A 24,434-nucleotide genomic window follows, 5' to 3' on the forward strand; every position below is an offset into this window, starting at 1 on the left:
GGGTTAGCGAACCAGCACGCTCTCCATGGCCTGAGACAGCCTGTTCATTCCCGTAATGGTGTTCTCGGTGTCGTTATGCGTGAAATTCATGCGCATCGCGTTCGCTTTCGGATTTTCTGCGAAGAACGTGGCTCCCGGCACGAAGGCGACGCCCAGCTGAACGGCGGTCTTGAGCAATTCCGCCGTATCGACCGCTTCCGGCAGCTCCAGCCAGAAGAACATGCCCCCTTTGGGCTCATTCCAGGTGACGCCGGGCCAATTCTTCTCCCGCAGCAACTCGGCCATCTGGCGCATGCGGGCTTCGTATTCCTTGCGGACGAACGAGATGTGGCCGTCCAGATCGAAGTGCTCGAAGAGCTGATACAGCGTCTGCTGGTCGAGAGAACTCGAATGCAGATCGGCCGCTTGCTTGGCCCGCGCCATGTTACGGATCAGGTCGGGATCGCCCATGACCCATCCGGTGCGCAGCGCCGGCGCGACCGTCTTCGAGAAGGTGCTCGTGTAAACGACGCAGGAGCCCGCCGGATGTTGGTCCAGCGAGAAGATCGAAGGGTAATGCACGGATTCGTCGCCGAATTTCAATTCCCCGTACGGATCGTCCTCCAGGATCAGCGCGTCGTATTTGCGGCACAGCTCCAGCACGCCCTTGCGGCGCTCCAGGCTCCAAGCCTGGCCCGTCGGGTTCGAGAACGTGGGGATCACGTAAACCATTTTGGGGCGGTGCTGCTCCAATTTGGCGGCGAGATCGGCCAAGTCCATGCCGTCGCTGTCCCCGGCGACGGACACGAGTCGGGCGCCGTAGGAGTTGAACACCTGGATCGCCGACAGGTAAGTGGGCCGCTCGACCAGGATGACGTCACCCGGGTCGATGTAGATGCGGGTCAGGAGATCGATCGCCTGCTGGGAACCCGTCGTCAGCAGCATGTCGTCCGGAGTGACTTGGATTCCTTTCTTCGCCATGCGGCGGCTGATGCTTTCGCGAAGCGGCAGGTAACCTTCGGTCAAGCCGTATTGAAGCGCCTTGTTCCCTTGCGCCAACACCCGGTCGAAGGCTTCGCCCACGGCGGCGACCGGGAAATGCTCTTCCGCCGGCAATCCGCCGGCGAAAGAAATGACCGATTGCCGCTGGGTCAGCTTCAGGATTTCACGGACCGCGGAAGAGGAGAATTTCCCCAGCCGGTCTGAGTATCGATAGTTCATTGGGACTCCCCGTTTCCTATTAGATCAACGTGACGTTGTCACGGCGGCTGCGGGCAGGCGCCTGGCGCTTGTCTAGTAGCCGGTTCAGCGCGTCCACGTAAGCGCGGGCGCTCGCTTCCAAAATGTCGGTGCTGACGCCGCGCCCGTGCGCGGACAGCTCGCCTTGTTTCAGATGCACATGGACTTCGCCGAGCGCGTCGGTTCCGTCCGTAACGGATTTAATCGCGTAGTCGTCCAGCTCCACAAGCTCCCCGGTCAGGGAATCGATCGCCTGGTAGATTGCGTCGACGGAGCCGTTGCCTTCCGACGTGCGTTCCAGGATGCCTTGGGCCGTCTTGAGACGGACTTTGGCGGTCGGAACGGCATGGCTGTCGAAGGACACGACCAACTGCTCCAGCCCGAAAACCTCCGGCGTCAAAGCCAGCTTCTCTTCCAGCAAGGCGCGGATATCTTCGTCGCTGACCGTCTTCTTCCGGTCCGCAAGGTCTTTGAATTTGCCGAAGGCCGCGTTCACTTGCTCTTCGGTCAGATCTTCGTAGCCGAGATCGATCAGCTTCTCGCGGAAGGCGTGGCGCCCGGAATGCTTGCCCATGACGAGCTTGCTTTCCTTCAGGCCGATCGTCTCCGGGGAAATGATTTCGTAGGTGGTCTTTTCTTTCAGCATGCCGTCTTGGTGGATACCCGATTCATGCGCGAACGCGTTGGCGCCGACGATCGCCTTGTTGCCGGGTACGACCATGCCCGTCAGCTTGCTGACGAGACGGCTCGTCTTGGCGATTTCTTTCAGGTTGAGCGACGTTTTCGCGTCGAAATAAGCGGCTCGAGTCTCGAGGGCCAGCGCGACTTCCTCAAGCGCGGTGTTGCCGGCGCGTTCGCCGATGCCGTTAATCGTTCCTTCGATCTGGTCGGCGCCGTTCAGTACGGCCGCCAAGGCGTTGGCCGTCGCCATCCCGAGGTCGTCATGGCAATGGGCCGACAGCTGGATCCGCTCGATCCCCGGCACCTTTTCTTTCAGCGTTTTGAAAATGTTGCCGAACTCATACGGCGTCATGTAGCCGACGGTGTCCGGAATGTTGACGACGGTCGCTCCCGCGCGGATGGCCATTTCGGTTACTTCGCAGAGGAAATCCAGCTCCGTGCGGCCGGCATCCTCGGGGGAGAACTCGATTTTATCGAAGTATTGCTTGGCGTAACGGATCGCCTTCTCCGCCGTTTCCAGCACTTGCTCCTTCTCCATCTTCAGCTTATGCTTCCGGTGGATCGGCGAAGTCGCCAGAAACACGTGAATGCCCGGGTCCTGGGCGCCTTTAAGCGCTTCCCGAACCGCGTCGATGTCCGGCTCGCGGGAACGCGCCAGACCGATGACGGTCGCGTTCTTGACGGCCCGAGCCACGGCGTTGACCGCGGCCAAGTCGCCCGGCGACGCCGCCGGAAAGCCGGCTTCGATCCGGTCGACGCCGAGCTTCTCGAGCTGCAGCGCGATCTCCACTTTCTCTTGGGTATTCAGGTTCACGCCCGGGGACTGTTCGCCGTCGCGGAGCGTCGTGTCGAAAATATAGATTTTACGCATGGCAGGGAATTCCCGCACCTCCTGAAAAGCACGTTAGACCGCTCATAATGGCCTTTTTAGGATTATATCACAAAGCCCCGGCGTACTGCCGGGGCCCCAGGTCTATCGAATTTATTTCTTGATCCAGTGCATCAAGCCGCGGAGCTGCGCGCCGACTTGCTCGATCGGGTGCTCGGCTTCGTTGCGGCGGGTCGCGGTCAGGAACGCGCGGCCGGATTGGTTTTCGAGGATGAAGTCGCGGGCGAACTTGCCTTGCTGGATGTCGCTCAGGACCGCTTTCATCGCTTTCTTCGTTTCGTCCGTTACGATGCGCGGGCCGGTGACGTAGTCGCCGTATTCCGCCGTGTTGGAGATGGAGTCGCGCATCGTGGCGAGGCCGCCCTCGTACATGAGGTCAACGATCAGCTTCAGCTCGTGCAAGCACTCGAAGTAAGCCATTTCCGGAGCGTAGCCGGCTTCGACCAGCGTTTCGAAGCCCGCTTTGACCAGCGCGCTCGCGCCGCCGCAGAGGACGGCTTGCTCGCCGAACAGGTCGGTTTCGGTTTCTTCTTTAAACGTCGTTTCGATGACGCCCGCGCGGGTACAGCCGATGCCTTTGGCATAAGCCATGCCGATTTCGAACGCTTTGCCCGTGCCGTTCTGGTGGATGGCGATCAGGCCGGGAACGCCGAAGCCTTCGACGTACGTGCGGCGGACCATGTGGCCCGGCGATTTCGGAGCGACGAGCAGAACGTCGGCGTCCGCCGGAGCGACGATCTGGCCGAAATGAACGTTAAAGCCGTGGGAGAACATCAGGGCCGCGCCTTTTTTGAGGTTCGGCTCGATTTCGTTTTTGTAGACGGCAGCTTGCGTTTCGTCCGGCATCAGGATTTGCACGATGTCCGCTTTGCGGGTCGCGTCGGCGACGGACAGCACTTCGAAGCCGTCGTTGCGGGCTTTGTCCGCGGATTTGCCGTTACGGAGACCGATGATGACGGAAACGCCGCTGTCGCGAAGGTTTTGGGCTTGGGCATGGCCTTGGCTGCCGTAGCCGATGACCGCGATCGTTTTGCCTTTCAGTACGCCGAGATCGGCGTCTTTCTCGTGAAACAGGTTGACTGCCATGAAATGAGTACCTCCTTGAGTTTGAATGCTCTAATATGGCGACCCTCGAAGCGGGCGTTCCAGAAGCGGAACCTACCGGACGAGCCTTGGCCCTTCACGGATGCGTCTGCTCCTCGAACCCCCGCTCCGACAGTTGCTTGAAGCGGGAAAAGGTTAGTGCGTTAAAGCGTTGCGGTGCGACAATTAACGGTTGCCGCGGGTCATCGCGGTAACGCCGGTCCGGGACAATTCGCGAATCCCGTACGGCTTGAGCAATTCGACCATCGCGTCGATCTTCTCCGTGTCCCCGACCACTTGCACGATCAGGGAAGCAGGACCGATGTCGACCACGGCTGCGCGGAACGTCTCCACGATACCGAGAATTTCGGGACGGGCGGCCGGCTCGGCGCCGACCTTGATCAGGCCGAGCTCGCGCGCCACCATCGGGTTGGAACTGACATCCACGACCTTGATGACGTCGATGAGTTTGTACAGCTGCTTCTGAACCTGCTCCAGCGTACGGTCGTCGCCGGTCGTGACGATGACCATCCGGGAAAGGCCCGGCTCCTCGGAGGAGCCGACGGTGATGCTGTCGATGTTGAAACCGCGCCGGCCGAACAGGCCGGATACCCGCTGCATGACCCCGGGCTGGTCGTTGACGAGAATGGAGATCGTATGTTTGCTCATTCGGAATCCCCCATGATCATTTGGTCGATCGTGCTTCCCTGGGTGACCATCGGATACACGTTCTCATCCCGGCGGACGACGAATTCCACGACGGCCGGTCCGGGGTGCTGAAGGGCTTCTTCCCATACCCGGCGGGCTTCTTCTTTGTTCGTGGCGCGGAATGCTTTCACGCCGTATGCTTCCGCCAGCTTGACGAAGTCCGGGCTGCCGGCCAGGTCGATGTGGCTGAAGCGGTTCTCGTGGATCAGCTCCTGCCATTGCCGCACCATGCCGAGCACCTGGTTATTCAAGATCGCGACTTTGACCGGAATGTTGTTGATCGCGCAAATCGCCAGCTCCTGGGCGCACATCTGCATGCCGCCGTCTCCGTTGATCGAGACGACCGTGCGTTCCGGGTTGCCCATTTGGGCGCCGATCGCGGATGGGAAGCCGAAGCCCATCGTTCCGAGTCCGCCCGAGGTGACCCAAGAGCGCGGCTTTTTGAACGGATAATATTGGGCCGCCCACATTTGGTGCTGGCCGACGTCCGTCGTGACGATGGCGTCGCCTTGCGTGGTGTCGTGGATCATGGAAACGACCCACTGCGGCTTCAATTCCTTGTCGGAATCGATATACTTGAACGGTTTGGACGCTTTCCAATCGCGAAGCAGGGAGCGCCATTCGTCGGCTTTGTCCGCGCGTTTGGCCGCAGCGTTCGCGATTTGCAGAACGGCTTTCACGTCGCCGACGATCGGTACGTCGGTCGGCACGTTTTTGCCGATTTCCGCGGGATCGATATCGATGTGGACGATCTTCGCTTTCGGAGCGAAGCCGGACAACTTGCCGGTCACGCGGTCGTCGAAGCGGGCGCCGATGTTGATCAGCAGGTCCGCGTTCTGGATCGCGTTGTTCGCCGTATAAGTCCCGTGCATGCCCGGCATGCCGAGGTGAAGATCGTGCCCGCTCGGGAATGCCCCGAGTCCGAGCAACGTCGTCGTAATCGGGATTTCCGTTTTCGTGACGAACTCGTACAGTTCCTCGTGCGCCCCGGAGTAGATCGCGCCGCCGCCGACCAAGAGAAGCGGACGCTCCGCCTCCTCGATGGCGCGAAGCATTTTGTCCACTTGGCCTTTGTTCGGTTGGACCGTCGGGTTGTAGCCGCGCAGGTTCACCTCGCTGACCGGCTGGAACAACGTTTTTTGCGCGGAAACGTCTTTGGGGATGTCGATCAGCACCGGCCCTTTACGTCCGCTGTTCGCGATATGGAAGGCTTCGTGGATGATGCGCGGAAGATCCGCGGCATCCCGGACCAGATAGCTGTGCTTCGTGATCGGCATCGTGATGCCGACGATGTCCGCCTCTTGGAACGCGTCGGTTCCGATGAGGTGGGTCGCGACGTTGCCGGTGATGACGACGAGCGGGACCGAGTCCATGTAAGCCGTGGCGATGCCGGTGACGACGTTCGTCGCTCCCGGGCCGGAAGTGGCGATGCACACTCCCACTTTGCCGGTGGAACGGGCATATCCGTCCGCCGCGTGAATGGCGCCTTGTTCGTGACGGGTCAGCAAGTGGTTGAAATCGGAAAAGCCGTACATGGCGTCATAGATGTACAGCACCGCGCCCCCCGGATAACCGAAGACGCAATCGACGCCCTCCAACAATAGACTGCGAAGCAGCATTTCCGAACCCGAGATGACCTCCGGTTTGCTCCATTTTGCGATCAGTTCTTCTTTGGATTTCAGCGTGGCACTTTGCGCGCTCATCCGTCATCCTCCTTTCGAAGATTGGTTGAATGGAAAAATAAAAAGCCTTCCGTCCCGAACGCCGTTAAAGACGTTCTGGGACGAAAGGCTGTTGCTTCCGCGGTACCACCCGAGTTTGCCGCGTCACCTTGCGATGGCGGCCTCTGAAGGAGCGTCTTCCCGGTTTCGCGGTTCGATCGCACCTTCGGCGCGGATAACGTGCGCCACTCCGATTCTCCCTACTGGCCGACAGCGGCGTTCAGGCGAATAGCTCCGAGGAGACTTCGCGGTTAGGGGTTTTGGCATCGGTCTCAGCAATCCCGACGCTCTCTGAGCAAAAGAGCCCTTCGCTTTATCCTCATCACGGCTGTTGTCTTGTTCAACGATTAGGTCTCATTATATGCTTCGCGAAGCCGTACGTCAATATGCATCGGACATGAAATTTGCTTAAACAACGCGGGCGCGCGGTTCTTCCGTTTTTTGGGGGACCGGGCCGGCCTCCTTCGACATACGATGGTAACGACCACGTCCGGATAGAGAGATCGCTTGGAGGCGAGGACATTTGATTCGATGGAGACGCTCGGGAGACGAGGCGGCGATCGTGGAACTGGTGCGGACGGAACTTGTGCCTCTGTCGAGAAGGCCGGGCATGAAGGGCAGCCGGATTCGGGAGGAAATCGCCGAGCGGATGCGCCGGGGCGTTACGTTGGTGGCGGCCGGTTCGAACCGGGGAGAGCCGATCGCCTTCCTCCACATGGAAGTACGGAACGAAACGTTGTTCGTCGACCTTCTCGCGGTCAAAGCAAGCGAGCAAAACCGCCGCTGGGGCTCACAGCTCATGGAGAAGGGCGAACTGTACGGAATCTCGATGGGCTGCAAGGAAGTCCGCCTGTTCGTGGACGATACGAATGCACGCGGACTTCGGTTCTACGGAAAACGGGGGTATTATACGGTCCGCCACATTCCGAGCGCTTATTGCTACGAACTGGGCAAGCCGCTCGCGGCATGGCGGCCGCCGTTCGGCAACGACCTATCCTTCTTTGAAGAATGGAACTTTAAAGTAGGCGAGTAGAAACGCGGTCATGAGCACCAAAATCCAAAGCGCCGCAGCCCGCCGGGTTTCGTGCAGGCGAATGGTCATGAACATCAGCAAGTAGAAGCAGATCGACCACAACAAATTCCATCCGTGGTGGTACGTGATTCGCCCGAATGCGTACCAGGTATATTCGAGCGCGGAGTAACCCAGAACCCAGAGTACGTAATACAGGTACTTCCAGCGGCTGCGGGCGGGAAAATATTTCAGGTACAAAAGGACGGTGGCCGGCAAAAACACGACCGTGTTGAGCAGATCCGCCGTTTTGTGGTTCAGCAGGAATTCGGGATTCAGAGCCCACAGCAAGTAGCGGTCGCAGAAAAAGTTGTAGAGGAGATTGCAGAACGATACGAAAACGATCGTCCCGTAGTATTCGCGCCATTTGCCGTAAGCCCGCGTCATCGCGGCGGCCAGCATAAGAAGGATATTCGTGCCGAGAATCACGGATGACTGCCCCCCGCCCGTCTTCAACCGATACTATAAGTCCCCCCGCTGGCTGTAAAATATTCTCAGGCGCTTCGTTCTACCGTGTAATCCAGACGAAAAAGCCGGCATGGCCGGCTTTTTCCATTGGCGTATTCGCCGATGATTACCACCAGAATCCAGGGAAGCCAAAGCCGCCGCCAAAGCCGCCGCCAAAGCCGCCGAAGCCGAAGCCGGCAAAAGGCAGCGTGCTGATCGCCAGAATATCGAACAAAGCAAGCGGAAGAATCGCCTTCGTACGCGCTTTCCCGTCGGTTGGCGCCAGAATCAGCTCGTTTCCTTGGACGCGCACCAGTTTTCCTTTGACGACGGAGCCGTCGCGTTGAAGCGCATAGATTTCCTTCCCGACGAGTTCCTTCGCTTGCGAGCGAGAGACATGAGACATGCTTTACCCCTCCTTCTCCAGTTGTCCTTCAGCATATGGCCGCGGAGGAGGGATTGCTTGTATGAATGCCACGACAATGAAAAAGCCCCGGTTGCCCGGGGCTTTTACGCTTTATGCGTTGAGTTTCGCTTTCGCGGCGTTCGCCAGCGAATTGAACGCATGGATATCGTTCACGGCCAGGTCGGCCAGCATTTTGCGGTTGACGTTGATGCCGGCCAGCTTCAGGCCGTTCATCAGCTTGCTGTAGGACAGGCCGTTTTGACGGGCTGCCGCGTTGATGCGCACGATCCACAGTCTGCGGAAGTTCCGCTTCGTCTGGCGACGGTCGCGGTATGCGTACCAGAGGGATTTCATCACCTGTTCTTTGGCTTTCTTGAACAGGCGGTGTTTCGCGCCCCAGTAACCTTTCGCCAGCTTCAACATTCTATTGCGACGGCGGCGCGTTACGAACCCGCCTTTAACTCTTGCCATGATTCATTACCTCCCGGAGAATGTTAAACGATAAAATTATTTGAGATTCGCGAGTTGTTGCTGCATGCGGCGGACGTCGCCTGCTGCCATGACCGGGTTGCCGGAAAGAACGCGCTTCTGGCGGCCGGATTTGTGGGACAAAAGATGGTTCTTGTGCGCTTTGTAGCGCAGGACTTTACCGGTGCCGGTTACTTTGAAACGGCCCTTGATGCTGCTGTGGGTTTTCATTTTAGGCATTGGATGTTTCCTCCTGTCAGTGGCTCTGCTTCGGAGCCAGAATCATAATCATGGCGCGGCCTTCCAATTTCGGCACGCGTTCGACGACGCAAATGTCGGCGACTTCCTTCGCTACGCGCTCCAGAATTTTCTGGCCGATATTGGCATGCGCGATTTCGCGGCCGCGGAACCGTACGGAACATTTGACTTTATCGCCTTCGCCCAGAAACTTCACGACGTTGCGAAATTTCGTCTGGTAGTCGTGTTCCTCAATATTCGAGCGGAACCAGACTTCCTTGAGGTCGACGATCTTTTGGTTCTTGCGGGCTTCTTTTTCCTTCTTCTGCTGCTCGTAACGGAACTTGCCGTAGTCCATGATGCGGCACACCGGCGGTTTCGCCTGCGGAGCCACGTTGACCAGGTCCATGTTCGCGTCGATGGCCATCTGCATAGCTTCACGGAACGGCTTGATTCCGAGTTGCTCGCCTTCGGCGCCTACGAGTCTGACTTCCTTCGCACGGATTTCCTCGTTGATTTGATGATCCTTGCTAATAGTGTTCCACCTCCGAAATGGATTGGCGTACCCGTATGTGCGGTTGAAAAACAAAAAAAGCGGGTCGCATTGACCCGCAACCTGCTCACTCGTCGGTCAGGCGCCTGCGGGAATGGTTTCCCGTCATCCGCCGTCTTCCGTCGGCTACGCGAACCCGTCAGCGCAAGCCGAGCAGGTGAGAAGCGGGTGCTTCTGCTTTAGCGTACTGAATACTTTCGAAAATCAGTCACTCGAGTAATATATCATGCGGAATTTCGATTGTCAACGCGAAAAGTTGCGTGCCGACGTCACTTCAGCTTTTTTCGCTCGGCCAGCATCATTACGGCTTTCCCGATCCGGGAACGGCGGGTTTCCTCGCGTTTGGCCGATTCCACCCACGTCACGTATTCTTTGCGGTAGCTGTAAGCGAGACCGGCCCAGTACGCAGCCGCTTCCTCATTTGCCGAGATCGCTTCGTGCATGTCTTCCGGAGCGTCCATCACGCGTTCCTCCGGATCCGGCTCCAACCGCACTTCGACCGTATCTCCCACGCCGGCCCCCGCGGCTTCGCGCAGCTCCGCGCCAACGACAAGGTAATGCGCCCCGTTGCCGAAAGGCATGAGAGAGCTGCGGAAAGCGGCGCCGTTCACGGTTCCGCGCACCCGGATCTGGCCCCGTTTGCCGAATGCTTCTTCCGCCGGGAAAGGAACGGTCACGTACACCCACGTCCCTATGCCGTCCGGCCGGAACAGCTCGCCTTTGAACGTTTTCATCGCGCTTGCGTCGGACATATCCGGCTACCCCCGAGATTTTTCAATATGGTTGCATTGTAACAAAAAACCCCGGGACGCGCCCGGGGCCGTACGTTACATCTGTTTGCCCTGCACTTCTTCGAGCCGGAGGACCCGGGTATGCTGCGTATGGCTCCAGGTCTTGTTGTTCTGCGTGAAGAACGCGTACAACGTGATCGGCCACCAGGAGAGCAGGAATACCGGGAACAGCAGCAGGTAAGCATACACTTTCCAGGACTTCACTTTCTCCAGCATCATGGCAAAAGGGAACTGGGCGCAACTGACGAACAAGGAAACGACGGTGACCCAGCCCGGCAGGTAGTAATAGATCGACGTAAACGTCGGAGCGCCCGGCGCGGCTTGGTCGAACCACAGGACCAGCGTCAAAATGGAGCCGATCAGCACGTTATATACCGTGACGGTATAAAGTGCGGTATCGAATTTCGCCAAATTCCGTTCCTTGATGCTCTTCCAGAGCAGCGGGAAGAAGTAACGGCGCGCTACGCTGAAGTGGCCCTGCATCCATCTGAGGCGCTGGCGGGCCGATGCGCGGAAGGAGAGCGGCTTCTCATCGTACACCTTCGCGTCGTAGTTCATGGTCGGGTAGATTCCGCGCTGCACGCAGCGGACCGTGAATTCCAGGTCTTCGACGAGGCTGGTCGCGCCCCATCCCATTTCCTTCAGCAGCTCCGTGTCGAAGCACATGCCCGTGCCGCCGAGGAAGTTAGCCATTTTCAGACGGGTGCGGGGCAGCTGCCACAGGCGGTTGCAGAACCAGTAGGTGATTCCGTATGCGGCGGTAACCCAGGAGTCTTCCGGGTTTTTGGTATCGAGATATCCTTGCACGACTTTGTGACCGTCGCACAAGCTGTTGTTCATATGGCTGAGGAAATCCGGATCGACCAGGTTGTCGGCGTCCAGCATGACGATGCCGTCATATTGGCGCTGGCGGCCCCACAGCTCCTTGAGCATCCATTCGATGGCGAAGCCTTTGCCGCGCTGATGCTTGTTAAACCGCTCGCAGGCGTAGACGCCGGGATACTTCCGAACGACGGAGGCGGTGGCGTCCGTGCAATTGTCGCAAATGACGAAGACGTCGAACAGCTCGCGAGGATAGTTCAGCTTCAGCAGGTTTTCGATGAGCGCGCCCACGACTCGCTCTTCGTTGTGCGCGGCGATCAAGACGGCGAACGACTTTTTCGGATCGTGATTCACGGCGGCTTTCTTGCCGGCCCAGCCCCAGATCGAGAGCACGAACTGGTACACCCCGATGGCGCCTACCAAAATCTGCACGACAAAAAGAATGTTGTTCAACATATTCGGTTGTCCCCCTAGACCCCAATTTTTCCGTTTTTATCTCTCTGTTTTGTTTCGGCCCATTTGGCGAGGTTTCTATTTCTTCCCTTTTTCAGCCAAAGGCATATCCATGATTCTGTTCGTTTTGCGGCGATTTGTCAAAAGGGTTTACGCTCGTTCTCCGATGTTGAAACGGGGTGACGGGAACTATGGAGAACTGAGCCCCGGGATAACCCGGATTCCTCGCCGATAGGCCGATTTAAAGCGTTTTCCTTGCTAATTCGCTAAAAAATGCGCGCTCCCGGACGCTTGCCGGAAGCTCATCCCCACAGCGATTATTAGATTTTATCATCTGGGAAGTTGCAGGATCCTGCGCGCAAACTTGCCGGATTTCCTCCAGCAAGCCTTCGAATACGCTTTCCCAAGAGCGCGCGGACGCCTTGCGCAAACCGGCTTCCGCCAGCCTCTCGCGAAGGCTCCGGTCGGCGTGCAGCTTCGCCAGCGCCTCCGCGAATCCCGTGGCGTCGCCTGGCGGGCAGAGCCATCCGTCCTCTCCGTGGCGGACCGTATCCGGCACGGCTCCTCCGGCGGCGGCGGCGACGGGCAGCCCGCACGCCATCGCTTCCAACACGACGTTGCCGAACGTTTCGGTCGGCGACGGGAACAGCAAAGCATCGCTCGCGGCCATAAAGCGGCGCAGTTCCGGCTGCGTCAGCATGCCCAGCATGCGCACGGGCAGTTGATGCTTCGATGCGATCGCGCGGAGATGGCCGGCGGAAGGTCCGTCTCCGGCCATCGCGAGCGCCGCATCGATACCGCGTTCCGACCGAAGCAATCTTACCGCTTCCAACGCGATTTCCGTCTGCTTCTCGGGGGCCATTCTGCCGGCATACAGCACGTTGAAGCGCGAACGTTCCATGCCGAGTTCCGCCTTCAGGGATTCCCGGTCGACTTCGGGATAGAAGAGGGAAGCATCGACGCCGCGGCTCCAAACGGCCAGCCCCTTCCACCCGTCCCTGACGCACTCCTCCAACACCGATTCGGAGGGCACGAATACGCGCAGGCACGGGCGATGAAACCAGTGCAAATATCTCCATAAAAGTTTACCCAACCACCTTAGATTGTAAAACGGCAAGTATCTCACGAAATGGGTGTGATGGGAGGCAACGAGAGGGATGCCGTGGCGCAAAGCCAGCTGCCTCCCGGTGAGGCCTATGCCGAACGGCGTCGCCACGTGGATCGCGGTCGGCCGGAAGGCGAGCAGACGGCGTTCCGCTTCCGGCAAGTTCGGCAACGCGAACCGCGTTTGCGGATACAGGATGAAAGGCAGGCTGGCGAGCCTTTCGGCGTTTTCCAGGCCGGGATACTCCCCGCGCGGACGGGAAGGAGCGAACACCTGGCAAGCGATTCCCCGTCCCCGCAAATAAGCCGTCCAACGTTCCAGCGTTTTCGCCACGCCGTTCACTTCGGGCGCGTAAGTATCGGTGAACAAAGCCAAACGAACTTCGGTCATCGCATAGCCTCCCGTTTTTCTTCCAGCATGGCAAACGGAGGTCAAGGGCGTGTCATGGCCGCGTAAACTTCGCGATTTAACGGATTGACCGCTATGCGTTAACGCACGGGTGACAAAGAGGTGATATCGTGAAAAACAGATACCGTTCCGGTCTCCCGGGCCGGCGGGAAGAGGAGGATGCCTATGAGCCGAATTTACCGAATGCTGCTTGAAGTCGAGCGTCCGCTGTTCCTGCACGTTAATGTCCGATGGAATCGCACGTATTTAAACTGGTTATTTACCGTCCTGTCGCTTCTCGGCGGAGCGACGTTCACACTCTGCGTTTCCCTGGCCGCCGGCCTGTTCGCGCCGGAGCCTTGGAGCACGGCGGGCTGGCAGGCGCTGGCGGCCGTCGCGCTCAGCCACATTCCCGTCGCCATTGCCAAGCGAAGCGCACCTCGCCTGCGGCCCTACCAGGTCTTCCCGCAAGCTCATACCGGCAAGAAGCCGCTGGAGGATCCTTCTTTCCCTTCCGGCCATACGACGGCCGCTTTCGCCATGCTGACGCCCTGGATGCTGGCACAGCCGCAGTTGATTCCGATCCTGCTGCCCGTGGCCGTCGGCGTCGCGCTTTCGCGGATTTATTTCGGCCTTCACTTCCCCAGCGACACGGTCGCGGGAGCTTTGCTCGGCAGTTCGACCGCGCTGCTCATGTCGCTTTGGATCTGAGGACCTGGCTTAGTGCGGAAAGCATGATGTACATGGGCATTAATAGGATTTTCTCCCACTAATCGTTCACTATAGGAGCACCTCGATCAAATAGTGGGAAAATATCCCACTAAAAACGCCCTTGACGCCTTTCTTGTCATTCACGCACGGTATTAGTGGGAACTTTTCCAACTAATCTTCTAAAAAGCGTTGAAACGCAGAAATTAGTGGCATCTTTTCCCACTATTGTGTCAACCACCCATCCTAACTCTTATATCAAAAAACCATCCGGTTTACGCCCGAGCAATAGCGTAACGGATGGTTTTCGTTTGTTTTAGGCGGGGTCCGACTCCGCCGGACGATTTTCTTCGCTGCCCGGGGCCGGCTCCTTCGCGCCTCCGCGTCGGGCTTGTTCCTCCAGTTCCTGCGCGATCCGCTGCCGATTGCGCTCGATGGCTTTCTCCCCGATCGCCGCCTCCAGCCGGTAGATCGGCATGCCTTGCTTGTGGAACTTGGTCTCATATTCGGTCATGACCAGATCTTCGCGAAGACCGTTGCGATGGAGGTCAAGGGATATATTCTTCATTTGCAGCCCGGTATCCGAGAAGCTGTTCAGCGAAAACTCGAAAAGGGTGAGCGAGTCGGTTTTGAAGTGGATTTCGCCTTCCTCGTCCAAGACCTGCTTGTACTTCTCCAGAAAACGGGGGTGCGTCAGCCTTCTGCGGGCGTGTTTGCTTTTCGGCCACGGATCGCTGAAGTTCAGGTAGACCCGGTTGAGCTCCCCAGGCTCGAACATAAGCTCCAAGTACTCCACGTTGCCCCGGACCAGCGCCAGGTTCGGCACTTTGTCCTCGCCTTTTTCCCGCCACACGGCCCTGGCTTTCTCGCTTCCGCGCCGGATCAGCTCGTCGAAAATATCCATTCCAATATAGTTAATGCCGGGATTGTTGCCGCTCATCCGGCTGATGAACTGGCCTTTGCCCATGCCGAGCTCGACGTGGATCGGCCGATCGTTTCCGAAAAACTCGTGCCAGCGGCCCCGCCATTGCTGCGGCTCCAGTATCACCAATTCCGGCTGGCTCTCCAAGCTCTCCCGGATGTTCTTTCTACCTCTTAACCTCATGAACGGTCCTCCCGATGTCCGGTTTTCAACCTATTATTCTGCCCAATGCGGGCTGCCATGTAAAGCGTCAAGACGTCGTCCTACCCGCCGCTCTCCGTCTCTTCGTCCAGCGCTGGTAGACAGCGATGGATAAGAGCAGCCACACGCCGCTCGCTAAATAGCCTCCGAGCACATCACTCGGATAGTGGACGCCCAGATAGATCCGGCTCCAACCGATGCCGAGGAACATGGCGGCACAGACGAGAACAAGCAAGACGCGGCCGACGACGCTGTTCACATGCCGCCACAACAAGTATGCCAAAATGCCGTATAAAGCAAAGGCCGCCATCGCATGGCCGCTCGGAAACGAGAATCCCGCTTCTTCCGCCAGCCGGTGGATGTTGGGCCTTTCCCGGTGGAAGACCGCCTTCAGCACTTTATTGAGCGTTGTGGACCCGAGCATGACGACGGCGAACAGCAGCAGTTCCCACCGGTGCCGCAAAAAGAAGTACAACGCGATCATGATCGCGATGGAGAATACCGTTACGGGCAGCGTTCTCCCGAACCAGGTGAGCCCTTCCGCCAAAGACGTCAGTCCCGGCGCTTCAGCACCCTGCACGGCCGAAATGATATCGGAATCGAATCCGGAGATCCGATCGTCCCCGATCAACCATGCCACGATTCCGAATAAAACCGCGGCGATCAGAGCCAAGCCGAATGCGCTAAGCAATCGCCCGAGCAATTTCATGACCCGAATCTTCCCCTCTTCCAACAATGTCACAAAGCAACAATTGGAAGTGTACCACGAATGCGGGACGGAAAACATCCGGATTGTGCGCGGCGAGTCCGAAGGGCTGTTTACGGAGCGGGAAAAGGCGCGGTCGGCGGGGGAATGGAACTTCGGGAACGCGTGTTGCAGCGATGGTGCTTAGAAGTTAAGTAAACGAGCATTACTTATCTGCGTATTTGTTCGGGGGGGAAGTAAACGAGCACGACGCTTAAGTCGAATTTGCACAACTGCAGGGCGATCAACGGACGGATGGACTCAGCAATTCGATTTTGCACACTCGGAACCCCTTTTCCAGACTCCGCTGGCGATTTTCGCCGTGCAAGCGGGCAAATACGAATTGCGCATGCAACGAGTATGCATGATGACGATTTAGTTGTGCGAATCCGAATTGCGCCGTTGCTGTCATCTAGACGCGCCAGCGGGCCGGGAAATAAAAAACCGGGTTCCCCTCAGGGTTCCCGGTGTTCGCCACTCTTCAGTTCAAATGCCGATGGTCATCGACATATTGGTCTTCCAAAATGTGATTCAGCTTCTTCTTCGCGGAGACCTCGATTTTATGGTTACCGTGGAATTTGATTCCCGCCAGCGCCATGATTTCCTTCACCGTCAATTCGACTTTCACCGTGTCGTCCCCTTGGGGAATGCGTACGACGGAATCCATGAAACTCACCTCTCCGAAAATATTGGCATAAAATTCGGCTATGCAGCATACCCGGTGACGGACGGCTCGCAACAAAATTTCGGCGTTCATGTAAGGTTTGTTCATTGATTTGACGCACTTTTAATATAACACACCATGTTAGGTTACGCAAGCGGGCTCATGCCTGAATCCGCTTAAATTTACGATTCCCGTTCCTCGCAATTTCACTCCGCTTTCGTTACAATAAATACCGACCGCAGTAAAAAAGGACGGATGCAGCATGCTCATGAGCCCTGAAACGCAGGCTCAACCCCCGATGTCGTGGGGAGACAAAAGATTTCACACCTGGAACCATGAGATGAGGAACGTTTTCGGGACGAAAGTGTTCAAAGTCATGCTCGACGCTGGCTTCACCTGTCCGAACCGCGACGGCACCATCGCGGCGGGCGGCTGCACGTTTTGCAGCGCGCGAGGCTCGGGAGACTTCGCCGGCAGCCGGCGCGACGATCTCGTGACCCAGTTCAACGACGTGCGGGACCGGCAGCATCTCAAATGGCCCGACGCCAAATACATCGGCTACTTTCAGGCGTACACCAACACGTATGCCCCGCTCGAAACGCTAAAGGAATACTACGAGGAAATCCTTCGCCAACCCGGCGTGGTCGGACTTTCGATCGCGACGCGTCCGGATTGCCTGCCCGACGATGTCGTCGACTATTTGGCCGAGCTGAACCAACGCACTTATCTGTGGCTGGAAATGGGCCTGCAGACGGTGCACGAATCCACGTCTCGGTTGATCAACCGCGCGCACGATACCGAGTGTTTCCGCGACGCGGTGGCCCGTTTGCGGGCTCGGGGTATCCGGGTATGCGCCCATATCATTTACGGATTGCCCGGCGAGACGCGCGAAATGATGTTGGAAACCGGACGGCAGACGGCCGCGATGGACGTGCAGGGCATCAAAATCCACTTGCTCCATCTGATGCGCAAAACGCCGATGGTACGGCAGTGGAGAGAAGGGCTGCTCCGTTTCCTGGAGAAGGACGAGTACATCGATCTCGTCGTCGATACGCTCGAAATGCTGCCCCCGGAAATGATCGTCCACCGTTTGACCGGCGACGCGCCCCGCGACCTGCTGATCGGACCGATGTGGAGTCTCCGAAAATGGGAAGTGCTCAACTCGATCGATGCTGAGTTGGTTCGCCGAAACAGCTGGCAGGGTAAATCGTGGGGAGGAAGCTGACGGCATGGGGTTCCTCTCTGTCCTGAGCCAAGCCCAGCGCTGGGTAGCCGAGAGGACTTCGCCCGGAGACGCCGTGGTCGACGCCACCGCCGGAAACGGAGTCGACACGCTGTTCCTGGCCCGGGCCGCCGGCGCGAAAGGCACCGTTTTCGCGTTCGACGTGCAGGAAACGGCACTCCTCCGGACAAGGGAGCGATTGGACGCCGCTTCCCGGACCGAGCCGCCGCTCGCGAACGTCGTGCTTCTGCACGCCGGGCATGAGCGCATGTCGGAGCTCATCCCTGCCCCGTACCATGGCAAGATCCGAGCCGTTATGTTCAATCTCGGCTACCTGCCGGGGGCCGACGAAGGCTTAATTACGAAACCCGATACGACGCTGCCCGCTCTGGAAGCCGCCCTTGAGCTGCTCTCGCCGGGCGGCGTGCTGACGGCGGTTCTCTATCCCGGCCACCCGGGGGGAGTCGAGGAAGCCCAGTCCGTCGAACGTTGGGCCGCCGGCCTCTCTCCCGCCCGCGCCCAAACGGTACATTACCGTTTCCCCCAAAAACCGAGCGCGCCTTATCTGGTCGCTGTGGAAAAACGTTAGGAGGCTGTTTTCGTCTATGTCCGTACGCAAAATCGAACACGTAGGCATCATGGTCAGTTCCATCGAAAAATCCATTCCCTTCTATGAGAACGTCTTGGGGCTGAAGCATTCGGAGACGATGGGCCACACGAACGGCGTCATCCGTCTCGCGTTTCTATCGTTTCCCGATCATCCGGAAACCGAAATCGAGCTGATCGAAGGATACACGGGCCAATTGGCGCCCGAGGGCCGCGTCCATCACGTCGCGTTCACCGTCGACGATATCGAAGCCGAATACGAGCGTATCCGGCCCCTGAACGTCGCCGGCCTGGATCCCGAAATCACCACGCTGCCGAACGGCAGCCGTTACTTCTTCTTCCAAGGACCGGACGGGGAATCCGTCGAGCTGTTCCAATCCACCAGAGGAGGGCAACGTTAACATGAACGTCAAACCGTACCCGTTGCATTTTCGTCCTGAGTTCAAAGAAAGGGTTTGGGGAGGCCGCGCCCTGGAGCGCTTCGGCTTCGATGTGCCGGCCGGTGCGATCGGCGAAGGCTGGATGATCGCCGACCACCCGAACGGGGTGTCCCACGTCACGAACGGACCGCTCTCTGGCCAGGGCCTCGATGCCGTCCGCGAAGCTTACGGCGAAACTTGGTTCGGCGCGAAAGGCAGCCATTCGGGCAACGGGCGGTTCCCCTTGCTGATCAAGCTGCTGGATTGCAACGACGACCTCTCCGTCCAGGTGCACCCGAACGACCATTATGCGGGTTTGCCGAAAGGCGAGCTGGGCAAAACCGAGATGTGGTACGTCCTCAGCGCCAAGCCGGACGCTAAAATCATCTACGGCTTGCAGCCCGGCGTCACCCGGGAATCGATGGCCCAAGCGATCGAAGAAGGCCGCATCATGGACACGCTGCAAGTGGTGCCGGTCGAAGCCGGCGATACGTTCTACATACCGGCCGGCACGGTCCACGCGTTGTGCGCGGGCGTCGTCGTCGCCGAAATCCAGCAAAACTCCGATACGACTTACCGGCTGTACGATTACGACCGCCCGGGATTGGACGGCAAGCCGCGGGAACTGCATATCGAGGATTCGCTGAACGTCACCGCCTTCGAGGGCTCCGACGCGACCCGCATGAAGACGGACGGCGCCAAGCCGGGAGAATGGCACACGCTCGCCTCGTCTCCTTATTTCCGAACCGAAAAAGGCGTCGTCGACGGCGCTTGGAAGCTTGCCACGACGCCGGACAGCTTCGTGATCCTCATCGTGTGCGAAGGCGAAGGAACGATCGGCTGGGCGGACGGATCCCTGCAAGCCAAATCGGGAGATTGCTTCCTGCTTCCGGCGCCGCTCGGCGAATATACGCTGGACGGGAACATGACGGTGCTGCGCAGCCAAGTACCGTGACCATCCGCCGGGAGAGGAGGCGCATGTCGTGCGCCAAGGATTGCTGTTAACGGGGCTAGGGATTGCCGTTTGGGGTGTGGCCACGCTGTTCTTCCGTTTGATCGGAAGCTGGGTGTTGGTCGCGCCGGGCGAAGCCCATTTCGGATCGTCGCTGTTTCTGTTGGAACTGCTGACGCTGCTGATCTTGATCGGCCTGGCGGTCGCCGTGCGGCTGAAGTGGTTTCCGGAACGCGGATCCGCTACCCGGTTCGGCTATACGGCCGCCGCGATCGGCCTGCTGCTGGATACGTTCTCCGTCTGGCGGCGCGATACCGTGTTTCCGGCGTTCAGCGAAGGGCAGCACCATGCTTTCGCGATCTGGATGACGCTGGGTTACGCGCTGATGCTGATCGTGCCGGCCGCGGTCGACCGTTTGATCCGGGAGAAGCCCGCTATAACGGCTGCAGATTCGCCGGAAACGGATGCGCAAACGCATCCGGCCGAGGAGGGAATCCGCGATGCGGACGCCGACCGAACAACATAAGAGCGAGGCGCCTTCCCGCGTCTCCTGCCTGATCGTGACCGTATCCGATACCCGAACCGCCGAGACGGATAAGAGCGGCCAGCTGATCCGCCGTCTCTTGGAAGAGCACGGACACCCCGTCGCGGGGCATCACATCGTGCCGGACGAATACGATCGGATCACCGCGATCTTGAGGGAAGCCGCCGACAGCCCCGGCGTGGAAGCGGTCCTTCTCAACGGCGGAACGGGCATCGCGGCCCGGGACGTCACGGTGGAAGCCGTCCGTTCGATGCTCCACAAGGAGTTGCCCGGCTTCGGCGAGCTGTTCCGCTATCTGAGCTTCGCGGAGGATATCGGCTCCGCCGCCCTGCTCTCCCGCGCGGTGGCCGGCACGCTGGGCCGCAAGATCGTCTTCGCGATGCCGGGCTCCACCGGCGCGGTGAAGCTGGCGATGACGAGGCTCATCCTGCCTGAGCTCGGCCACGTGATGAGGGAGATTTACAAAGACATCCGATCTTAATCGCAGAACCAAAAAAGGCCTTCCGCCCGACTGCAGAAAGAACTGCAGATCGAGCGAGAGGCCTTTCTTTCGTTACTTCATCACAACCCGAATTGGGAAGAGAGGAAGACGAGCGCTTTCCGGTTCTGGTCGCCGCCGACATGGTGGCCGGAAAACGGATACGGATGCATCTCCTTCGGAGCGGTAATCCGGTTGTAGGCGGCGTAAATCGTTTCCGGCATCGTCACCGTGTCTTTCAGCCCGACGGATACGAGCACGGGGACGCGAATCCGCGGCGCAAGGTTCAACAGGTCGAAGTAGCTGAGCGTTTCGAGCACCCGCTCCAGCCGCTCGGGGAAGCGCGCGACGTATTCCGCGGCTTCCGTCAGCGAGCCGGTGGAGTTCAGGATGCCGAAGTCCATGTGGCACATGTTCGGGATGTGCGCCACCGCCAGCGCGACCCGGGAAGACAGCGCGGCCGCCATCAGCGAGAGTCCGCCGCCTTGGCTGCCGCCGGCGACGCAGATGCGCGCGGCGTCCACGTCTTCTTGCTGCGCCGCCCATTCTACCGCCTTCAAAGCGTCGATCGTGATCGCTTTGTAGTAACACGTATCGCGGTCGAGAATGCCCTGCGTGATCCAGCCTTTCGTCATGCCGCCTTCCTGGCCGAGCCGGTTGCCCGTCTCTCCGCCTTGTCCCCGCACGTCGACGCTGAACACGGCCATGCCGGCCAACAAATAGGAACCGAAATCTTCCGGGTACCCTCGGCTTCCGGTATACCCATGAAAATGTACGACGCACGGCAGCTTCGTCCCTGCCGGGACGAACCCGGGCCGCAGATACCAGCCGTGGATCCGCGTGTCGTCGAAGCCCTCGTATTCGACTTGATAGGCTTCCACGTGCGGCATCGGCGTTTCCGTCTTCCGCATGGCGGCATGAAGCGGCTTGCCTTCGAATTGTTTCAGCGTTTCTTCCCAATAGGTCTCCAAATCCGGACGCGCCGTCAGCGGAGGCTCGTATTGCTCCAAATCCGCGATCCTGCGGGAAACGGCATGGCTCATTCCAAGCAACTCCTTACGCTTTCAGAATCGACTCGATCGCGGCGAGCTCATCCTCGCCGAACGCCAGGTTGTTCACGATCGCCGCGTTGTCGTCGAGCTGGCTTGCCTTGCTCGCGCCGATCAGCACGCTCGTCACGCGGTTGCCGCGCAGTACCCACGACAAGGCCATTTGGGCCAGCGATTGGCCGCGCGCTTGCGCGATGTCGTTCAATTTGCGAACCTTTTCGACGCGCTCGGGGGTGATATTGTTTTCGTTCAGGAACACCGATGCGCCGGCCGCACGGGAATCCGCCGGAATCCCGCTTAAGTACTTGTTCGTCAGCAAACCTTGCTCGAGCGGCGAGAAGGCGATGGAGCCGACGCCGTTCTCTTCGAGCACGTCCAGGAGCTCATCCTCGATCCAACGGTCGAACATGCTGTAACGCGGCTGATGAATGAGCAGCGGGGTGCCGAGCCGCTTCAGGATCGCGATCGCTTCGCGCGCTTGCGGAGCCCGGTAATTCGATATTCCGACGTACAGCGCTTTGCCGGAACGCACGATCTGGTCAAGTGCACCCATCGTTTCTTCGAGAGGGGTTTCCGGATCCGGACGGTGATGATAGAAGATGTCGACGTAATCGAGCCCCATCCGTTTCAGGCTTTGGTCCAGGCTGGAAATCAGGTACTTGCGAGAGCCCCAGTCTCCGTACGGGCCTTCCCACATGTAGTAGCCGGCTTTGGTCGAGATGATGAGCTCGTCGCGATACGGCTTCAAGTCGGTCGCGAGCAGGCGGCCGAACATATCTTCCGCGGAGCCCGGAGGGGGTCCGTAATTGTTGGCCAGGTCGAAATGGGTGATGCCGAGGTCGAACGCGCGGCGCACGAGCGCCCTCCCGTTCTCGAAAGTATCGATGCCCCCGAAGTTGTGCCACAGCCCCAGCGATACCGCCGGCAGCTTCAGCCCCGAGCGGCCGACGCGGTTGTACTGCATGCCCGCGTATCGGTCGGATTTTGCCAAGTACGTCATGACTCCTGCCCCTTCCCGGATTCCGATAATGATTGCTGATCTGCAGCCGCCGCTTGCCCGTCCGGCAGCGGCAGCGCGACAAGCCGCGGCGGCTCGTCTTCGCCCGAGTACAGGATCACGAGCGCCGTTCCCGCCGTTTTGTCGGTTCGGCCTTCCTGGACCCATGCGCCGTAGTCGAACGGAATGCGGTCGAGTGCCGCTTTCTTTTGCAGTTCCCGCTCCTCCATGCCCAGCTTTTCCGCCGCCCATCTCAGGCCTTGCATCCAGTCCTTCTTCTCCAGCCGGTCCTCCCACCACGTCTTGCGGGGCTTGTATTTATGCTGCAGGTAGTAGTCGATTTTGAGAAGCGCCATCGCGACGTCCGTATCCAGTCCTTCCGGCCGGTCCGCCTCGAGGAACGACCACAGCCGAATGAACAGGTCCTCGAGCTGATGGCCGATCCGGCTCCAGCCTCGGGATTCCCAGTAGTCGCCGAAGCGCTGGAAGAAATCGAACGGGGACGGGTACACGGTCGTGACCAGGTATTCCATCGTCCGATCCATCCGGTGGGCGTTCCAGTATTTCTCCAGCACGTCTTCCACCCGTTTGATCCGCACGATGTCGGAGAACGGCATGACGTCGCTGCCCAGCATCTCGTATGGCGCCCGCTCCATATACACGTAACCGTATTTCGCCGCGTCCAGCCGCAGGCCCGTTCCCCGCAGCATTTTCAGGAAACCCAACTGCAGCTCCTCGGGACGCAGCGCGAACACGTCGTTGAACGTCTTGCGGAACGTATCGTAGTCCTCGTGCGGGAGCCCGGCAATCAGATCGAGGTGCTGGTCGATATTACGGCTTTCCTTGATTTTGTTCACGGTCCGGGAAAGCTTCGCGAAGTTTTGCCGGCGCTGCACCGCGAGGTTCGTCGGATCGTTCGTCGACTGGACGCCGATCTCGAACCGGAACACGCCCGGAGGGGCATGCTCCGCCAGGAAATCGAGCACCTCGGGACGCATGATGTCCGCGGTGATCTCGAACTGGAACACGCAGCCGCGGTGGTTGTCGATCAGGAATTGAAAAATTTCCATCGCGTAATCTCGCTTGATGTTAAACGTCCGGTCCACGAATTTGATCAGCTTCGCCCCGCTATCGATCAAGTACGACAGGTCCGATTTGACCCGTTCCATATCGAAATAACGGACGCCGACCTCAATGCTCGACAGGCAAAACTGGCAGCTGAACGGACATCCGCGGCTCGTCTCGAAATAGACGACGCGGTTTCGCAGGGTGGGAATATCCTCCGCAAACCGCTGCGGGGACGGGATGTCGTTCAAATCCAGCTTGGGCCGCCCCGGCGTGATGATGGCTTCGGCTTGTCCCTCTTTGCGATAAGCAAGGCCGAAGACAAAATGGTATTTCCGGTCTCCCGCGATTTGGCGCAGCAGGTCCCGGAACGTTTCTTCGCCTTCCCCCATGACGATGAAATCCACGGCGGGCAGCCGGTTCATCCACTCGGCCGTATCGTAAGAAACCTCCGGTCCTCCCAGCACGATTTTCACGTCCGGCAGTACTTTCCGCAGCATGTCCACGACGGTGATCGTCTCTTCGATGTTCCAGATGTAGCAGGAGAACCCGATGACGTCGGGCTTCTTCGAGAACAGGTCGGCCGCGATGCTCATGGCGGGATCCTTGATCGTATATTCGGCCAGCTGCACGTCGAACTCCTCCGCGCAGAAAGCTTTCAAGTATCGAATGGCTAGCGAGGTATGAATATATTTGGCGTTCAGCGTCGCGAGTACGACGTTCATGGTGCGTTCCTCTTTTCAAGTCGGGCTGTTACTCTCAACGTCTATTGTAACGGATATCGGCGCATGAAAAAACCGCGGGGAGCAACGTCCCCGCAGTCC

General features: G+C 59.0%; 27 protein-coding genes. 8 read left to right on the forward strand and 19 right to left on the reverse strand.

Annotation, left to right across the window (positions count from 1 at the left end):
• Window positions 1-3: 3 nt before the first annotated feature.
• The 5 genes from EAV92_RS14200 to ilvB form a co-directional block, all read right to left on the reverse strand.
• On the reverse strand, window positions 4-1,200 hold the full coding sequence (locus tag EAV92_RS14200) for an aminotransferase-like domain-containing protein (RefSeq protein WP_123041715.1): 1,197 nt from the start codon (window positions 1,198-1,200) through the stop codon (window positions 4-6).
• A 19-nt stretch (window positions 1,201-1,219) separates the two neighbouring features.
• The gene (locus EAV92_RS14205; RefSeq protein WP_123041716.1) at window positions 1,220-2,770 is read right to left on the reverse strand and encodes a 2-isopropylmalate synthase; all 1,551 of its coding nucleotides are present in this window, start codon (window positions 2,768-2,770) and stop codon (window positions 1,220-1,222) included.
• Between the two features lie 111 nt (window positions 2,771-2,881).
• A complete protein-coding gene (gene ilvC / locus EAV92_RS14210) occupies window positions 2,882-3,874 on the reverse strand; it encodes a ketol-acid reductoisomerase (RefSeq protein ID WP_123041717.1) in 993 nt (330 codons plus the stop codon).
• Between the two features lie 183 nt (window positions 3,875-4,057).
• The gene (gene ilvN / locus EAV92_RS14215) at window positions 4,058-4,540 is read right to left on the reverse strand and encodes an acetolactate synthase small subunit (RefSeq protein WP_123041718.1); all 483 of its coding nucleotides are present in this window, start codon (window positions 4,538-4,540) and stop codon (window positions 4,058-4,060) included.
• The gene (ilvB, locus tag EAV92_RS14220; protein WP_123041719.1) at window positions 4,537-6,282 is read right to left on the reverse strand and encodes a biosynthetic-type acetolactate synthase large subunit; all 1,746 of its coding nucleotides are present in this window, start codon (window positions 6,280-6,282) and stop codon (window positions 4,537-4,539) included. The genes ilvN and ilvB overlap by 4 nt, the downstream gene beginning before the upstream one ends.
• A gap of 541 nt (window positions 6,283-6,823) precedes the next feature.
• Between ilvB and EAV92_RS14225 the strand changes: the two genes are divergently transcribed.
• Window positions 6,824-7,333, forward strand: a complete 510-nt coding sequence (locus tag EAV92_RS14225; RefSeq protein ID WP_123041720.1) for a GNAT family N-acetyltransferase — start codon at window positions 6,824-6,826, stop codon at window positions 7,331-7,333.
• Here EAV92_RS14225 and EAV92_RS14230 read toward each other — a convergent pair.
• The 8 genes from EAV92_RS14230 to EAV92_RS14265 all read right to left on the reverse strand — a co-directional run bounded on the left by EAV92_RS14230 (window position 7,292) and on the right by EAV92_RS14265 (window position 13,041).
• Entirely contained in the window at window positions 7,292-7,798 is a 507-nt protein-coding gene (locus tag EAV92_RS14230; protein WP_123041721.1) for a CBO0543 family protein, read from the reverse strand. The two genes, EAV92_RS14225 and EAV92_RS14230, sit on opposite strands and share 42 nt — an antisense overlap.
• A gap of 145 nt (window positions 7,799-7,943) precedes the next feature.
• Window positions 7,944-8,222 (reverse strand): eL33 family ribosomal protein, encoded by a 279-nt coding sequence (locus EAV92_RS14235; RefSeq protein WP_123041722.1) that lies wholly within the window; start codon window positions 8,220-8,222, stop codon window positions 7,944-7,946.
• Between the two features lie 111 nt (window positions 8,223-8,333).
• Window positions 8,334-8,693, reverse strand: a complete 360-nt coding sequence (gene rplT / locus EAV92_RS14240; protein WP_123041723.1) for a 50S ribosomal protein L20 — start codon at window positions 8,691-8,693, stop codon at window positions 8,334-8,336.
• A 36-nt stretch (window positions 8,694-8,729) separates the two neighbouring features.
• The gene (gene rpmI, locus EAV92_RS14245; RefSeq protein WP_123041724.1) at window positions 8,730-8,930 is read right to left on the reverse strand and encodes a 50S ribosomal protein L35; all 201 of its coding nucleotides are present in this window, start codon (window positions 8,928-8,930) and stop codon (window positions 8,730-8,732) included.
• 16 nt (window positions 8,931-8,946) lie between these two features.
• A complete protein-coding gene (gene infC, locus EAV92_RS14250) occupies window positions 8,947-9,444 on the reverse strand; it encodes a translation initiation factor IF-3 (protein WP_123043731.1) in 498 nt (165 codons plus the stop codon).
• A 305-nt stretch (window positions 9,445-9,749) separates the two neighbouring features.
• Window positions 9,750-10,232, reverse strand: a complete 483-nt coding sequence (locus EAV92_RS14255) for a YdeI/OmpD-associated family protein (protein ID WP_123041725.1) — start codon at window positions 10,230-10,232, stop codon at window positions 9,750-9,752.
• A gap of 75 nt (window positions 10,233-10,307) precedes the next feature.
• The gene (locus EAV92_RS14260; RefSeq protein WP_123041726.1) at window positions 10,308-11,549 is read right to left on the reverse strand and encodes a glycosyltransferase family 2 protein; all 1,242 of its coding nucleotides are present in this window, start codon (window positions 11,547-11,549) and stop codon (window positions 10,308-10,310) included.
• A 238-nt stretch (window positions 11,550-11,787) separates the two neighbouring features.
• Window positions 11,788-13,041: a glycosyltransferase family 4 protein gene (locus tag EAV92_RS14265; RefSeq protein WP_123041727.1), complete on the reverse strand. Its 1,254-nt coding sequence runs from the start codon at window positions 13,039-13,041 to the stop codon at window positions 11,788-11,790.
• Window positions 13,042-13,224: 183 nt separating this feature from the next.
• On the opposite strand from EAV92_RS14265, the gene EAV92_RS14270 reads away from it, so the two are divergent.
• Entirely contained in the window at window positions 13,225-13,749 is a 525-nt protein-coding gene (locus tag EAV92_RS14270; RefSeq protein ID WP_123041728.1) for a phosphatase PAP2 family protein, read from the forward strand.
• Window positions 13,750-14,062: 313 nt separating this feature from the next.
• Here EAV92_RS14270 and trmB read toward each other — a convergent pair whose 3' ends face one another.
• The 3 genes from trmB to EAV92_RS14285 all read right to left on the reverse strand — a co-directional run bounded on the left by trmB (window position 14,063) and on the right by EAV92_RS14285 (window position 16,281).
• Complete coding sequence (gene trmB / locus EAV92_RS14275; protein ID WP_123041729.1) at window positions 14,063-14,851, reverse strand: tRNA (guanosine(46)-N7)-methyltransferase TrmB; 789 nt, start codon at window positions 14,849-14,851, stop codon at window positions 14,063-14,065.
• A 67-nt stretch (window positions 14,852-14,918) separates the two neighbouring features.
• Window positions 14,919-15,578, reverse strand: a complete 660-nt coding sequence (locus EAV92_RS14280) for a phosphatase PAP2 family protein (RefSeq protein ID WP_123041730.1) — start codon at window positions 15,576-15,578, stop codon at window positions 14,919-14,921.
• A gap of 517 nt (window positions 15,579-16,095) precedes the next feature.
• Window positions 16,096-16,281: a hypothetical protein gene (locus EAV92_RS14285; RefSeq protein ID WP_123043732.1), complete on the reverse strand. Its 186-nt coding sequence runs from the start codon at window positions 16,279-16,281 to the stop codon at window positions 16,096-16,098.
• A 265-nt stretch (window positions 16,282-16,546) separates the two neighbouring features.
• Here EAV92_RS14285 and mnmL point away from each other — a divergent pair, with 265 nt between their 5' ends.
• The 6 genes from mnmL to EAV92_RS14315 are packed head-to-tail and all read left to right on the forward strand — an operon-like array spanning window position 16,547 to window position 20,502.
• Window positions 16,547-17,503, forward strand: a complete 957-nt coding sequence (gene mnmL, locus EAV92_RS14290; protein ID WP_123043733.1) for a tRNA modification radical SAM protein MnmL/YtqA — start codon at window positions 16,547-16,549, stop codon at window positions 17,501-17,503.
• Between the two features lie 4 nt (window positions 17,504-17,507).
• On the forward strand, window positions 17,508-18,089 hold the full coding sequence (gene mnmM, locus EAV92_RS14295; RefSeq protein WP_123041731.1) for a tRNA 5-(aminomethyl)-2-thiouridylate-methyltransferase MnmM: 582 nt from the start codon (window positions 17,508-17,510) through the stop codon (window positions 18,087-18,089).
• Between the two features lie 16 nt (window positions 18,090-18,105).
• A complete protein-coding gene (locus tag EAV92_RS14300) occupies window positions 18,106-18,507 on the forward strand; it encodes a VOC family protein (RefSeq protein ID WP_123041732.1) in 402 nt (133 codons plus the stop codon).
• Window position 18,508: 1 nt separating this feature from the next.
• Entirely contained in the window at window positions 18,509-19,480 is a 972-nt protein-coding gene (locus EAV92_RS14305; protein ID WP_123041733.1) for a type I phosphomannose isomerase catalytic subunit, read from the forward strand.
• Between the two features lie 28 nt (window positions 19,481-19,508).
• Window positions 19,509-20,003: a hypothetical protein gene (locus tag EAV92_RS14310; protein ID WP_123041734.1), complete on the forward strand. Its 495-nt coding sequence runs from the start codon at window positions 19,509-19,511 to the stop codon at window positions 20,001-20,003.
• On the forward strand, window positions 19,978-20,502 hold the full coding sequence (locus tag EAV92_RS14315) for a MogA/MoaB family molybdenum cofactor biosynthesis protein (RefSeq protein WP_123041735.1): 525 nt from the start codon (window positions 19,978-19,980) through the stop codon (window positions 20,500-20,502). The genes EAV92_RS14310 and EAV92_RS14315 overlap by 26 nt, the downstream gene beginning before the upstream one ends.
• Window positions 20,503-20,582: 80 nt before the next feature.
• On the opposite strand, the gene EAV92_RS14320 is transcribed toward EAV92_RS14315, so the two are convergent.
• From EAV92_RS14320 to EAV92_RS14330, 3 genes are read right to left on the reverse strand one after another with little or no spacing between them, the layout of a single operon-like run.
• Window positions 20,583-21,542 (reverse strand): acetylxylan esterase, encoded by a 960-nt coding sequence (locus EAV92_RS14320; RefSeq protein WP_123041736.1) that lies wholly within the window; start codon window positions 21,540-21,542, stop codon window positions 20,583-20,585.
• Window positions 21,543-21,555: 13 nt separating this feature from the next.
• Window positions 21,556-22,548, reverse strand: a complete 993-nt coding sequence (mgrA, locus tag EAV92_RS14325; protein ID WP_123041737.1) for an L-glyceraldehyde 3-phosphate reductase — start codon at window positions 22,546-22,548, stop codon at window positions 21,556-21,558.
• Window positions 22,545-24,335 carry a B12-binding domain-containing radical SAM protein gene (locus EAV92_RS14330; protein ID WP_123041738.1) on the reverse strand — a complete coding sequence of 597 codons (1,791 nt, stop codon included), beginning with the start codon at window positions 24,333-24,335 and terminating at the stop codon, window positions 22,545-22,547. Before EAV92_RS14330 ends, mgrA begins: the two co-directional genes overlap by 4 nt.
• Window positions 24,336-24,434 lie beyond the last annotated feature (99 nt).

It is taken from the genome of Cohnella candidum (genome assembly GCF_003713065.1).
Classification (GTDB): Bacteria; Bacillota; Bacilli; order Paenibacillales; family Paenibacillaceae; genus Cohnella; species Cohnella candidum.